Raw genomic sequence first — 13,510 nt, forward strand, 5'->3', positions numbered from 1 at the left:
CCGGTCCGTGGACGTATCGGGGCACGGTCATGCCCAGGCAGGGCGGTAGCTTCACCAATCACGCGGGGATCGTGGACTTCGCCGGTGGGTCGTACTTCTTCTACCACAACGGCGCGCTACCGGGCGGTGGTGGCTTCACCCGATCGGTGGCGGTGGAGAAGTTCAGTTACAACGCCAACGGCACGATCCCGACGATCAACATGACGACCGCGGGGGCGCCGCAGATCGGCACCTTGAACCCGTTTGTGCGCCAGGAGGCGGAGACGATCGCCTGGGAGTCCGGTGTGGAGACCGAACCCGCCAGCGAAGGTGGCGTGAACGTCGCCCAGATCAGCAACGGCGACTACATCAAGGTCAAGGGTGTCGCTTTCGGCTCCGGCGCCGCGTCGTTCAGCGCCCGGGTGGCCTCGGCCACCAGCGGCGGAAGGATAGAGGTCCGTCTGGACAGTGCCAGCGGCCCTGTTGTTGGCACCTGCACCGTCCCAGGCACCGGTGGCTGGCAGACCTGGACCACCGTCTCCTGCGCGGTGAGCGGCGCGACCGGCACGCACGACCTGTTCCTCCGGTTCGCTGGCGGAAGCGGCAACCTGTTCAACGTCAACTGGTGGCAGTTCAACGAAACCGGTGGGCCCACGACCCCGCCGCCGAGCAGCCCGCCCCCTTCGACGCCGGGGCCAAGCGGTCCCTGTAGCGCGACCTATACCACCACGAGCTCCTGGTCGGGCGGCTTCCAGGGTGAGGTGACGGTGAAGGCCGGCTCCTCGGCGATCAGCGGCTGGACCGTGCGATGGACGCTCGCTAGTGGACAGACGATCGGCCAGGTCTGGAACGGCACAGCCACGACGACCGGATCGGCGGTGACGGTAGCCAACGCGCCATACAACGGCGCACTCGGCGCCGGCGCCTCCACGACGTTCGGCTTCATCGCGGGCGGCGCGCCATCGGCGCCGTCCCTGACCTGTACCAGCCCGTGAACGGAGAACCGACGATGTCCGAGGTGACACGCAGAAGGCTGCTCGGCGCTGGTGCGGCGGGTGCCGGAGCGGCACTGGTGCCGGCCGGGTGGACGGCGATCGCCCGCGCCGGCTCGGCCGCACCGCCACAGGTGCTGGCCGCGGGCGACCTGGCGCTCTGGTACGACGAAGGGGCCGGCGCTGACTGGCTGCGGGCGCTGCCGATCGGCAACGGGCGCCTGGGTGCGATGGTGTTCGGCAACGTCGACACCGAACGGATCCAGCTCAACGAGGACACCGTGTGGGCCGGTGGCCCGTACGACTCCGCCAACACCCGGGGTGCGGCCAACATCGCGGAGATCCGGCGGCGGGTCTTCGCCGACCAGTGGCAGTCGGCGCAGGATCTGATCAACCAGACGATGATGGGCAGCCCCGGCGGGCAGTTGGCCTACCAGCCCGTCGGAAACCTGCGCCTCGCTTTCGGCAGTGCCAGCGGTGCGTCGCAGTACAACCGGACGCTCGACCTGACGACCGCCACGGTCACCACGACGTACGTGCTGAACGGGGCCCGGTATCAGCGTGAGGTGTTCGCCAGCGCGCCGGACCAGGTGATCGTGATCCGGCTGACCGCTGACCGCGCCAACTCGATCACCTTCAACGCCACATTCGACAGTCCACAACGGACGGCGGTGTCCAGCCCTGACGGCGCCACGATCGCGATCGACGGCATCTCCGGCTCCATGGAGGGGATCACCGGGCAGGTGCGGTTCCTCGCACTGGCCAACGCCGCGGTGACCGGCGGCACGGTCAGCAGCTCCGGCGGCACGCTGCGGGTGTCCGGTGCCACCAGCGTGACGGTGCTGATCTCGATCGGCTCCAGCTACGTCAACTACCGGACCGTCAACGGCGACTACCAGGGCATCGCGCGTAGCCGGCTCAACGCGGCCCGGACGGTCGGCGTCGACCAGCTGCGCAGCCGGCACATCGCCGACTATCAGGCGCTGTTCAACCGGGTCTCGATCGACCTGGGGCGCACGGCGGCCGCCGACCAGCCGACCGACGTGCGGATCGCTCAGCACGCCAACGCGAACGACCCGCAGCTGTCCGCCCTGCTGTTCCAGTTCGGCCGGTACCTGCTCATCTCCTCGTCGCGGCCGGGCACCCAGCCGGCGAACCTGCAGGGCATCTGGAACGAGCTGATGGCACCGTCCTGGGACTCGAAATACACCATCAACGCCAACCTGCCGATGAACTACTGGCCGGCCGACACCACGAACCTGTCCGAGTGTTTCCTACCGGTGTTCGACATGATCAGGGACCTGGCGGTGACCGGCGCCCGGGTGGCCCAGGCCCAGTACGGCGCCGGCGGCTGGGTCACCCACCACAACACCGACGCCTGGCGCGGCGCCTCCGTCGTCGACGGCGCGCTGTGGGGGATGTGGCAGACCGGCGGCGCGTGGCTGTCCACATTGATCTGGGAGCACTACCTGTTCACCGGGGACGTCGACTTCCTGCGCGCGAACTACCCGGCGCTGAAGGGCGCCGCCCAGTTCTTCCTCGACACCCTGGTCGCACACCCGACGCTCGGCTACCTCGTCACCAACCCGTCGAACTCGCCGGAGCTGCCGCACCACGCGAACGTCAGCGTGTGCGCGGGACCCACCATGGACAACCAGATTCTGCGCGACCTGTTCGAGGGTGCGGCCCGCGCCAGCGAGGTGCTCGGTGTCGACACCACCTTCCGGGGCCAGGTGCGAGCGGCCAGGGACCGCCTGCCTCCGATGCGGGTCGGCTCGCGCGGCAACATCCAGGAGTGGCTGGCCGACTGGGTCGAGACAGAGCGCACCCACCGGCACGTCTCCCACCTGTACGGGCTGCATCCGAGCAACCAGATCACCAAGCGCGGCACCCCCACGCTGTACGAGGCCGCCCGGCGGACGCTCGAACTGCGCGGTGACGACGGTACGGGATGGTCCCTCGCCTGGAAGATCAACTACTGGGCGCGCCTGGAGGACGGCGCCCGGGCCCACAAGCTCATCCGCGACCTGGTGCGCACCGACCGGCTCGCGCCGAACATGTTCGACCTGCACCCGCCGTTCCAGATCGACGGCAACTTCGGCGCCACCTCCGGTATCGCCGAGATGCTGCTGCAGAGCCACAACGGCGAGCTGCACGTGCTGCCCGCGCTGCCGTCCGCCTGGCCCACCGGGCGCGTGGCGGGTCTGCGCGGCCGCGGCGGATACACCGTCGGCACGGCGTGGACCAGCGGCCAGATCGACGAGATCGTCGTCCGGGCCGACCGCGACGGCACGATGCGGCTCCGCGCCCGCCTGTTCACCGGAAGCCACACGCTCGTCGACGTCACCGACGGGACCACGCCGGCGACGACCCGCCCGGAAACCGACGTCGTGCAACTCGCCGTCCGGGCCGGGCACACGTACCGGGCGGCCCGACCCGGCGTGACCGCGTCACCGACGCTGAGTCCTACCACCTCGCCCACCCAGTCGTTTTCGCCCACACCGACCGCGACCAGCTCGCCGACCCCGCCGCCGGGCGGGGCGCGGGCGACGTACGCCATCACCAACTCGTGGTCCGGCGGCTTCCAGGCCGAGGTGACCGTGACCGCCGGCTCGTCGGCGATCCGCGGCTGGACCGTCGCCTGGACGTTCCCGAACGGGCAGGTCATCAACCAGATCTGGAGCGGTACGCACACGCAGAGCGGCGCGAACGTGACGGTGACCAACGCCGCCTACAACGGCGCCCTCGCCGCCGGCGCCTCCACCACGTTCGGCTTCATCGCCAGCGCGACCGGCGCCAACAACCCACCGGCCAGCATCACCTGCACCACCACCTGAGAGGACCACAGGGATGAGAAACCGGTTGGCGATCGCCTTCGCGGCGGCGCTGCTGGCGGTTACCGGAGCCGCCACGGTGGTGCTGCGGACCTCCGACGCGCAAGCGCTCGAGAACGGGGTGGCCAGGACGCCGCCCATGGGATGGAACAGCTGGAACACATTCGGCTGCAACATCAATGAGACCCTGATCCGCCAGATGACCGACGCGATCGTCAGCTCCGGCATGCGGGACGCCGGCTACCAGTACGTCGTCGTGGACGACTGCTGGATGAACCCGAACCGGGACTCGGCCGGCAACCTGCAAGGCGACCCGGGCCGGTTCCCCAGCGGCATGAAAGCGCTCGGCGACTACATCCACGCCCGGGGCCTGAAGTTCGGCATCTACCAGGCGCCGCTCGATCGCACCTGCGCGCAGTACTTCAACAGCTACCCCGGGCGGACCGGCGCGCAGGGCCACGAAGCCCAAGACGCCCGCCAGTTCGCCGCCTGGGGCGTCGACTACCTCAAGTACGACTGGTGCTCGCCCACCGGATCGATCGACGACCAGGTGCGCACCTTCGCCATCATGCGCGACGCGTTGCGCGCCACCGGCCGCCCGATCGTGTACAGCATCAACTCCAACAGCATCCACGACAAGACCGGTCCGCGGCGCAACTGGGGCGACGTGTCGAACATGTGGCGCACCACAGAGGACATCACCAACGCCTGGAACACCGGGCAGACCAACGGGTACCCGATGGGCATCCAGAACATCGTCAACGTCACCGTGCCACTGGCCGCGTACGCCCGGCCCGGTTCCTTCAACGACATGGACATGATGGAGGTCGGCCGGGGCGGCATGACCGACACCGAGATGCGCAGCCACTTCGCGCTGTGGGCCATCATGGCGTCACCACTGATCGCCGGCAACGACCTGCGGAACATGAACGCGGCCACCCAGACGATCCTGAAGAACGCGAACCTCATCGCCATCAGTCAGGACCCCCTCGCCCTGCAGGCCACCCAGGTGTCATTCGACGGCACCCGGCGGGTACTGGCCAAGCGACTGTCCAATGGGGATGTCGCCGTCGCGCTGTTCAACCAGGGCACCGCCACCACCACGGTCAGCACCACGGCGTCCGCGATCGGCCTGACGGGCGGCTCGTACACCCTGCGGGACGCGTGGACCAACACGATGACCACCTCGTCCGGCACGATCTCGGCCAGCGTGCCCGGTCACGGCACCGTGGTGTACCGGGTCAGCGGGATGCTCAATCCCACCACCCCGGTCACGAGTCCGCCTCCCAGCAGTCCGCCGCCCAGCACGCCGCCCCCGAGTACTCCTCCACCGGCGAGCCCGTGCCAGGTCACGTACGCGATCACCGGCCAGTGGTCGGGTGGCTTCCAGGGTGACGTGACGATCCGCAACAGCGGCACCGCGGCCGTCGACGGTTGGAGCCTGCGCTGGTCCTTCCCCAATGGCCAGCAGATCACCCAGGCGTGGAACGCGGGCTATACGCAGAGCGGCGCGGAGGTGACCGCGACCAACGTGGCGTGGAACGGATCGATAAGCCCGGGCGGGACCGCGACCTTCGGGTTCATCGCCAACTGGACCGGCGGCAATGCCAAGCCGGTGTCGTTCACCCTCAACGGCGCGGCATGCGCCAACGGTTGAGAACGGAGAGTGGCATGTTTCGAGCACGAACCCGAGCGATGCTGGCCGCCAGCGCGGCGGCCGCGCTCGTCGCGGTCGGCCTGACAGTGGCAACCGCGAACGCGGCCGCCGGCTGCCGGGTCACCTACACCGTGACGAACCAGTGGACGGGCGGCTTCGGTGCCAACGTGACCATCGACAACCTCGGTGACCCGGTCAACGGGTGGAATCTGACCTGGACATTCGGCGCCGGGCAAGCCATCACCCAGCTCTGGAACGGCACCTACACCCAGTCGGGCTCGGGCGTGACCGTGACCAACGCGAGCTGGAACGGCAACATCCCGACCAACGGCAACGCGAGCTTCGGCTTCAACGCCTCGATGAGCGGCACGAACAACCCGGTACCGGGCAGCTTCTCGCTCAACGGGACCGTGTGCAACGGCACGACGGGGCCGACGACCGCTCCGCCGACATCGCAACCGCCGGCGTCGCCGACCACGCCGCCGCCCACCACACCGCCACCCACCACACCACCGCCCAGCACGTCGGGCCCGTGGCCGCCGTCGTCGACGTTCAACAACCCGGTGCTGTGGCAGGACTTCGCGGACATCGACATCATCCGGGTCGGCGACGCGTACTACTACTCGGCATCCACGATGCACTACTCGCCGGGTGCGCCGATCCTGCGCTCGTACGACCTGGTGAACTGGGAGTTCGCCGGCCACTCGGTGCCGAACCTCGACTTCGACTCCAATGCCTACAACCTGAGTGGCGGCCGTGCCTACGTGAAGGGCATCTGGGCGTCGGCGTTCACCTACCGGCCCAGCAACCGCACGTTCTACTGGATCGGGTGCACCGAGTTCAACCGCACGTACGTGTACACGGCCACCACTGTGGAGGGTCCGTGGACGAAGCGGGCGCGGCTGAACAACTGCTACTACGACGCCGGCCTCCTGGTCGACGACAACGACACGATGTACGTGGCGTACGGCAACGGGACGATCAGCGTCGCGCAACTGACCGCTGACGGCCTTGGCCAGGTGCGGGCGCAGCAGGTCTTCCAGACACCGTCCAGCGTGGGAACGCTGGAGGGAGCCCGGTTCTACAAGCGGAACGGCTACTACTACATCTGGCTGACTAGGCCCGCGAACGGCCAGTACGTGCTGCGCTCGTCCAGCCCCTGGGGTCCGTACGAGATGCGCCAGGTCCTGCTCAACCTGCCCGGCCCGATCGCCGGCGGCGGCGTGCCACATCAGGGCGGGCTGGTGCAGACGCAGAACGGCGCCTGGTACTACCTGTCGTTTGTGGACGCCTATCCGGGCGGTCGGGTGCCGGCACTGGCTCCCGTCACGTGGAGCGCCGACGGCTGGCCGGTGCTGCAGACGGTCAACGGCCGCTGGTCGGAGACGTATCCGTACCCGAACGTGCCCCGGCCGCCGCGACAGGTGAAGCCGATGATCGGCACGGACACGTTCGCGGGTACGGCGTTGGGGCCGCAGTACGAGTGGAACCATAACCCCGACAACACTCGCTGGTCGGTGAACAACGGCCTGCGCCTGCAGACCGCGACCGTGACCAACGACCTGTATCAGGCCCGGAACACGCTGACCCACCGGATACAGGGGCCGTCGTCGACCGCGACGATCGAGTTGAACTACGCGGGCATGGCCAACGGCGACCGGGCCGGCCTTGCCATGTTGCGCGACTCGTCGGCGTGGATCGGCGTCAGACGCGACAACAACACCACCCGGGTCGTCATGACCAACGGGCTCACGATGGGCTCGAATTGGGTCACGACCGGCACCGGCGCGGAGCAAGCCGGCGCCGCCGTCTCCGGCGGCCGGATCTGGCTGCGGGTCAACGCCGACATCCGGCCCGGCTCCGGGCGGCAGGCTCGCTTCTCGTACAGCACTGACGGGACGAACTTCGTCAGTCTCGGACCGGCGTTCACGCTGAACAACGCGTGGCAGTTCTTCATGGGTTACCGGTTCGGCATCTTCAACTACGCAACCCAGGCGCTTGGCGGCTCCGTGACCGTGAACCGCTTCGCCCTCACAACCCCCTGAAAGGCATACCTCGCATGAACAGAGCCAAACGCTTGAGAGCTGGGCTGATCCTGGCCGCGGTGGGCGCGGTCGCGGCAAGTTTCACGATCGCCCTGACCTCGTCCGCCACGGCGGGAACCACGCTCGGCGGGTCGGCGGCCGAGAAGGGCCGGTACTTCGGCGCCGCCGTCGGCACCGGCAAGTTCAACGACAGCACGTACATGACCGTGCTCAACAACGAGTTCAACAGCCTCGTCGCCGAGAACGAGATGAAGTGGGATCACACCGAGCCGCAGCAGGGCCGGTTCAACTTCACCAACGGCGACCGGATCGTCAGCCACGCCCGCTCGCGGGGCATGACGGTGCGCGGCCACGCCCTGCTGTGGCACAACCAGCAGCCCGGGTGGGCGCAGGGCCTGTCCGGCACCGCGCTGCGCAACGCCGCGATCAACCACGTGACTCAGGTGGCGACCCATTTCCGCGGGCAGATCCACTCCTGGGACGTGGTGAACGAGGCGTTCGCCGACGGTGGCAGCGGTGGTCGTCGGGACTCGAACCTGCAGCGCACCGGCAACGACTGGATCGAGGCGGCGTTCCGTGCCGCGCGCGCCGCTGACCCGAATGCGAAGCTCTGCTACAACGACTACAACACCGACGGCGTCAACGCGAAGTCGACCGGCATCTACAACATGGTGCGTGACTTCAAGACCCGCGGCGTACCGATCGACTGCGTCGGTTTCCAGTCTCACCTGGGCACCTCGATTGCCGGTGACTATCAGGCGAACCTGCAACGCTTCGCGAACCTCGGCGTGGACGTGCAGATCACCGAGTTGGATGTGATGCAGGGTGGCAACCAGGCCAACGTCTTCGCGACGGTGACCCGCTCCTGCCTGGCGGTGTCGCGGTGCACGGGTATCACGGTGTGGGGCGTGCGGGACTGCGACTCGTGGCGTGGCTCGGACAACGCGCTGCTGTTCACCTGCGCCGGCGCCAAGAAGCCCGCGTACGACGCCGTGCTGAGGGAGCTGAACCAGGGCAACCCGATCCCGCCGAGCACACCCAACACGTCACCGTCGACGCCGCCCCCATCGACGCCGCCTCCGGGCCCGGGCGGGTGCACCGCCACAGCATCGGTCAACCAGTGGACCGGCGGCTTCGTCGCCAACGTACGCGTGACCGCTGGGTCCTCGGCCATCAACGGCTGGCGGGTCACCCTGACCCTGCCGTCCGGCGCGACGATCACCAGCGCGTGGAGCGCCAACCGCAGCGGTAACACCGGGACCGTCCAATTCACCAATGTGGACTACAACGGTCGCGTGGCCGCGGGCCAGTCGACCGAGTTCGGCTTCCAGGCCAACGGCACCGGCAGCGGTATCACACCATCCTGTTCGGCCACCTGACCCGACCGGGGGATGGCCGGTGCGGAGATCCGAGCCCTCCGCACCGGCCTCCGGCTCGTCCAGATAGGAGGATCCTCGATGTGCAACCGCAAACGCCTTTCCTCCGCGGTCGCCGCCCTGGCCGTCGCGTGCGTGGCGGCCGCGGGCTGGCTGCTCACGGCGTCGCCCGCGTCGGCCGCCTCGCTCGTCGAGGTCACCAACTTCGGCGCCAACCCCACCAACCTCCGCATGCACCTGTACGTGCCGGACCGGGTGGCCGCCCGCCCCGGGATCCTCGTCGCCGCGCACTACTGCACCGGCAGCGGACCGGCCTTCTACACCGGCACCGGATACAAGGCGCAGGCCGACCGGTACGGCTTCATCGTCATCTATCCATCGGTGACCCGCGCGAGCAAGTGCTGGGATGTGTCCTCGCCGCAGGCGCTGCGGCGCGGCGGCGGCAGCGACCCGGTGGGCGTCGTGTCGATGGTCGACTACGTGAAGCAGCGCTACAACGCCGACCCCGGCCGGATCTTCGCCGCGGGCGGGTCGTCCGGGTCGATGATGACCAACGTCCTGCTCGGCGACTACCCGGACGTGTTCGCGGCCGGCGCGTCGTTCGCCGGTGTGCCGTTCGCCTGCTTCGCGACGACCAACGGCTCGGAGTGGAACAGCGACTGCGCCCAGGGTCGGATCATCAAGACCCCGCAGCAGTGGGGTGACCTGGTGCGCAACGCCTACCCGGGTTACACGGGGCGGCGGCCGAGGATGCAGATCTGGCACGGCACCAACGACGACACCCTGCGCTACCCGAACTTCGGCGAGCAGGTCAAGCAGTGGACGAACGTGCACGGGCTCAACCAGACGCCCGCGTTCACGGACACACCGAAGGCCGGCTACACCCGCACCCGGTACGGCGGCACGGGCGGCACCGCGCCGGTCGAGGCGATCAGCCTGCAGGGGTGGGGGCACGGCCTGCCGGACGAGTCCGCGGAGGTGATCCGGTTCTTCGGCCTGAACTCGACGCCGCCACCGAGCAGCCGGCCGCCGAGCAGCCCGCCACCTTCCAGTCCACCGCCGAGCAGTCCACCGCCAACCGGTGGGCAGGGATGCGCCGCCACGCAGCGGATTGTCAACACCTGGCAGGGTGGCTTCCAGGCCGACGTCACCGTGGCCAACAACGCCTCCGCGGCGACCAACGGCTGGCGGGTGACCTGGACGCTGCCGAGCGGCCAGACGATCAGCCAGGTCTGGAACGGCACCCTGTCGGCCAGCGGCGGCAACGCGGCGGTGACCAATGCCAGCTACAACGGCGCGATCGCGCCGGGCGGCAGCACCACGTTCGGAATGATCGTCAACGGTACTGCCGGCTCGGCGCCCACGCTGACCTGCGCCAGCACCTGACGATCCCTGAGCCCGCCGGGGGCCACCTGTGGTCAAGCGTGACCGTTGCCGAACAGGTACCGGTTGGCGATGTCGATGACGAACGCTCCGCCGTACGCGGGATAGCGGTCCATGATCGCCTTCTTGTACGCATCGCCGTCGTCGCCCAGCAGCTCCCGCGCGTCGCTCAGGTAGCGGTGCAACTCGGCGTAGACCTCGGGCCCAGAAGGGAGGCCGTGCCCGGCCAGGATCGTGTCGTAGGAGCCGTAGGAGGCCAGTTGCCGCACCGCTGTTTGCCAGCCGGTGATGTCGTTGTTGCCCAGGAACAGGTGGATGCCGTGATAGACGAGATCCTGGGCGATCAGGATGCGCTGGTCGGGCAGCTTGATGACCAGCTCGTCGGCGGCCTCGCCGCCGGAGAGCGCCTCGTAGACGAACGGGATGTCGTCGATCACCTCGACGCCGGGTGTGATCCGCACGGTCGGGGTGACGGCGTCGACCGGGACGGCGGCTCCGGTCGGGTCCTGGCCGTCGCCTTGGGCGATGATCTGGTCTCGCACCACTGGCAGCGCGTGTACGGGCACGCCGAAGCGGGCGGCGCCGTAGTAGTGGTCCGGGTGGGCATGGGTGATGATCAGCCGATCCAGTGGCTTTCCCAGACCACGGGCGTACGCCACCACCTCGTCCGCGTAGCGCGCCAGAAACTGGGCGTCGACGGCGATCACCCGGGCCGGCGTCTCGATCAGCTGGGTCGTGACGTGGACGCTGTCGGCGGGGGACATGTAGCTGTGGATGCGGATCGGTCCCGCTTCGACGATGGTCATCGTGCCGTTCATGAGAGCGTGCTCCATCTGGTCAGTCGGCGCCTTGTCGCCGTGGTCGATCTCAAATCTCCTTCTGAAAGACCTGGCAGACCAGATGCGTAGAAGACCATTCATGGTCAGATACGGACATGGCGGCGGTGTGACATCCTCTCCTGGTGGCTTTCGAGATCATCGATGAGATCCCAGTGGACCCCGAGGTCGCGCGCGTCTACGAGGAGGGCTGGCAGTCCTGGTCGCCCACGTCGACGTACCCGGTGACGCAGCCACCGCCGCGGCCAGCGACGAAATGGCGGCGCCGCGGCAACTACCGGCCCGAGATCGCCGCGCCGGCCGGGGCCTTTCAGGGGGAAGGGCTGCTCGCCGTCGACCCCGGCGACGGCCGGCCGCAGCGGGTCTTCGCGGCGCCCGATCCGCTGACCGTACCGTCGATCAGGGCCACCCTCGCGGCGGACCGACTGGTCATCGCGGCGAACGGCCCGGTCACCGCGCGGACCGGCGGCCTCGGTGAGTGGGCCGGCGACTTCGCCGGCGGATACCGGCCGCGGACCCCGCCGACCGCATGGTGTTCCTGGTACCACTACTTCGAGCGGGTGACCGAGGCGGACATCGTCGAAAACCTCGCCGCCATCCGGAAGCACGCACTGCCGGTCGAGGTCGTCCAGGTGGACGCCGGCTGGCAGGCGGCGGTCGGCGACTGGCTCGCGCTGTCCAACCGTTTCGCGTCGCTGTCGGGGCTCGCCGCCCGGATTCGCGACGCCGGGTTCCGTGCCGGCATCTGGATCGCGCCGTTCTGGGTCGACGGCGGCAGCGAACTGTTTCGCGACCATCCAGAGTGGATGATCACTGACTCCGGCGGGCAACCCGTCTCGACCGGTGAGCACTGGGGCTCCGGTTACGCGGCTCTCGATACCACCCGTCCCGAGGCCGCCGACCACCTGCGCCGGGTCTTCGGGACTCTGGTCGACATGGGGTTCGACTACTTCAAGATTGACTTCATATACACCGCCGCGCTGGCTGGGACACGGCACAGCGGCGCCCCGCCGCTCGTGGCGTACCGGGACGCGATCGGCCTGGTACGCGAGGCGATCGGACCAGACGCCTACCTGCTCGGGTGTGGCGCGCCGATCCTGCCCAGCGTCGGTCTCTTCGACGCGATGCGGGTCTCCGGTGACACCGACCCCAGGTACGAGCCGGGCGACGGCGACCTCTCCCAGCCTTCGCAGCGCGGCGCCACACTGTCTACTGTGGCGCGGTCCTGGCAGCACGGCCGGTTCTGGGTGAACGATCCGGACTGCCTCCTGGCCCGGCCATCCGTCGAGCGCCGCGAGGAGTGGGCCGGCGTCGTGGAGAGGTACGGCGGTCTGCGGGCCAGCTCCGACCGCGTCGCCGAGTTGGACGACTGGGGCCTGTCCACCACGCGCCGCCTGCTGACCGAGGTGCCGCCCCCTACTCCCTTCCCCTGACGCCGGCCGTGCGGGTTAGGAGAACCGCGCGACGTTCTCCTTGGTCACCATCTCGGTTCCGGTGTCCACAACGGACTCCACGGTCTCGCCTCGGGCGGCCTTGACCGCTGTCTCGATACCGAGCGATCCCATCTTGGCGGGGAATTGCGCCACCGAGGCGGCCTGGTCGCCGGCCGTGATGGCGGTCAGCTCGTCCGGTGCGGCGTCGAACCCGACCACGACGACGTTGCCGGTCCTACCGGCGGCCTTGACGGCTTCGAGCGCACCGATGATGGGCGGTCCGCACGCGCCGTAGATCGCCGCCACGTCGGGGTGCGCGGTGAGGATGTCCTGCGCGGCGTTGAGGCCCTTGGTCTGGTCGCAGTCGGTGGCCGGCTCGGCGACGACGGTGGCCTTGGACCCGAAGGTCTCCTTGAAGCCCTTGATGCGGTCGTCGAGCGACGGGTTGCCCAGGCGCCCCTGGAGTAGGGCGATCTTCGAGCCCGCCGGTACCTTCTCGGCCAGCCACGTGCCGGCGAGCTTGCCGCCGGCCAGGTTGTCCGTCGCGACGAGGGACGACTTGCCGGTCCAGCCGGGGATGTCGTTGTCGATGAGTACGACCTTGATGCCGGCAGCCACGGCTTCGTCCAGAGCGGCGCTGACGTTTGGGCTCGTCGGCGTGACGGCGATCGCCTTGACGTTCTGGGTGATCATGTTTTCGATGATGGCGATGACGCCTTCGTCGTCGGTGCCGCTCTTGCCTTGGCCGTAGATGACTTCGACGTCGGCGTGCTCGGCGTCGTATTTCTTCACGGCGTCGACCATGGTGTCGTAGAAGTCGACGGGAAACTTCGTGATCAGGCCGACCTTGAGCACGGAACTGCCGGCATTCGAGGTGTTAGAGTCATCGCCGCAGGCGTTGAGTGAAAGCGGCATCGCGATGGCCAGCGTCACAATCGCCAATTTTTGGACACGTCTTATCACTGGTCGTCTCCT

9 protein-coding genes are annotated in these 13,510 nt (G+C 68.6%); 7 read left to right on the top strand and 2 right to left on the bottom strand.

The window, feature by feature from the left end; translation table 11 throughout:
* From QMG73_RS23195 to QMG73_RS23220, 6 genes are all read left to right on the top strand, one after another.
* The coding region (locus QMG73_RS23195) for a carbohydrate-binding protein (protein ID WP_281898942.1) at positions 1-974 on the top strand (974 nt) is incomplete at its 5' end.
* 14 nt (positions 975-988) lie between these two features.
* Entirely contained in the window at positions 989-3,808 is a 2,820-nt protein-coding gene (locus QMG73_RS23200) for a glycosyl hydrolase family 95 catalytic domain-containing protein (protein ID WP_281898944.1), read from the top strand.
* Between the two features lie 13 nt (positions 3,809-3,821).
* Positions 3,822-5,462, top strand: a complete 1,641-nt coding sequence (locus tag QMG73_RS23205) for a cellulose binding domain-containing protein (RefSeq protein WP_281898946.1) — start codon at positions 3,822-3,824, stop codon at positions 5,460-5,462.
* A 14-nt stretch (positions 5,463-5,476) separates the two neighbouring features.
* Positions 5,477-7,507 carry a family 43 glycosylhydrolase gene (locus QMG73_RS23210; RefSeq protein ID WP_281898948.1) on the top strand — a complete coding sequence of 677 codons (2,031 nt, stop codon included), beginning with the start codon at positions 5,477-5,479 and terminating at the stop codon, positions 7,505-7,507.
* A 14-nt stretch (positions 7,508-7,521) separates the two neighbouring features.
* On the top strand, positions 7,522-8,886 hold the full coding sequence (locus QMG73_RS23215) for an endo-1,4-beta-xylanase (protein ID WP_281898950.1): 1,365 nt from the start codon (positions 7,522-7,524) through the stop codon (positions 8,884-8,886).
* Positions 8,887-8,964: 78 nt separating this feature from the next.
* Positions 8,965-10,269 (top strand): extracellular catalytic domain type 1 short-chain-length polyhydroxyalkanoate depolymerase, encoded by a 1,305-nt coding sequence (locus QMG73_RS23220; protein ID WP_281898953.1) that lies wholly within the window; start codon positions 8,965-8,967, stop codon positions 10,267-10,269.
* Positions 10,270-10,301: 32 nt separating this feature from the next.
* Here the strand turns inward: QMG73_RS23220 and QMG73_RS23225 are convergent, their stop codons facing one another.
* On the bottom strand, positions 10,302-11,084 hold the full coding sequence (locus tag QMG73_RS23225) for an MBL fold metallo-hydrolase (RefSeq protein ID WP_281898954.1): 783 nt from the start codon (positions 11,082-11,084) through the stop codon (positions 10,302-10,304).
* A 143-nt stretch (positions 11,085-11,227) separates the two neighbouring features.
* Between QMG73_RS23225 and QMG73_RS23230 the strand changes: the two genes are divergently transcribed.
* The gene (locus QMG73_RS23230; RefSeq protein WP_281898955.1) at positions 11,228-12,535 is read left to right on the top strand and encodes a glycoside hydrolase family 36 protein; all 1,308 of its coding nucleotides are present in this window, start codon (positions 11,228-11,230) and stop codon (positions 12,533-12,535) included.
* Positions 12,536-12,550: 15 nt separating this feature from the next.
* Here QMG73_RS23230 and QMG73_RS23235 read toward each other — a convergent pair whose 3' ends face one another.
* Positions 12,551-13,390, bottom strand: coding sequence for a sugar ABC transporter substrate-binding protein (locus QMG73_RS23235; protein WP_281898956.1), 840 nt, complete (start codon positions 13,388-13,390; stop codon positions 12,551-12,553).
* Between the last annotated feature and the right edge of the window lie 120 nt (positions 13,391-13,510).

The sequence above is a fragment of the Phytohabitans aurantiacus genome, assembly GCF_027923225.1.
In the GTDB taxonomy this organism is placed as follows: domain Bacteria; phylum Actinomycetota; class Actinomycetes; order Mycobacteriales; family Micromonosporaceae; genus Phytohabitans; species Phytohabitans aurantiacus.

Bases quoted from the DNA above. Each gene is read 5' to 3' on its own strand.
- QMG73_RS23215 (WP_281898950.1), top strand. From the start codon at position 7,522: ATGAACAGAGCCAAACGCTTGAGAGCTGGGCTGATCCTGGCCGCGGTG.
- QMG73_RS23220 (WP_281898953.1), top strand. From the start codon at position 8,965: ATGTGCAACCGCAAACGCCTTTCCTCCGCGGTCGCCGCCCTGGCCGTC.
- QMG73_RS23225 (WP_281898954.1), bottom strand. From the start codon at position 11,084: ATGAACGGCACGATGACCATCGTCGAAGCGGGACCGATCCGCATCCAC.
- QMG73_RS23205 (WP_281898946.1), top strand. From the start codon at position 3,822: ATGAGAAACCGGTTGGCGATCGCCTTCGCGGCGGCGCTGCTGGCGGTT.
- QMG73_RS23210 (WP_281898948.1), top strand. From the start codon at position 5,477: ATGTTTCGAGCACGAACCCGAGCGATGCTGGCCGCCAGCGCGGCGGCC.
- QMG73_RS23200 (WP_281898944.1), top strand. From the start codon at position 989: ATGTCCGAGGTGACACGCAGAAGGCTGCTCGGCGCTGGTGCGGCGGGT.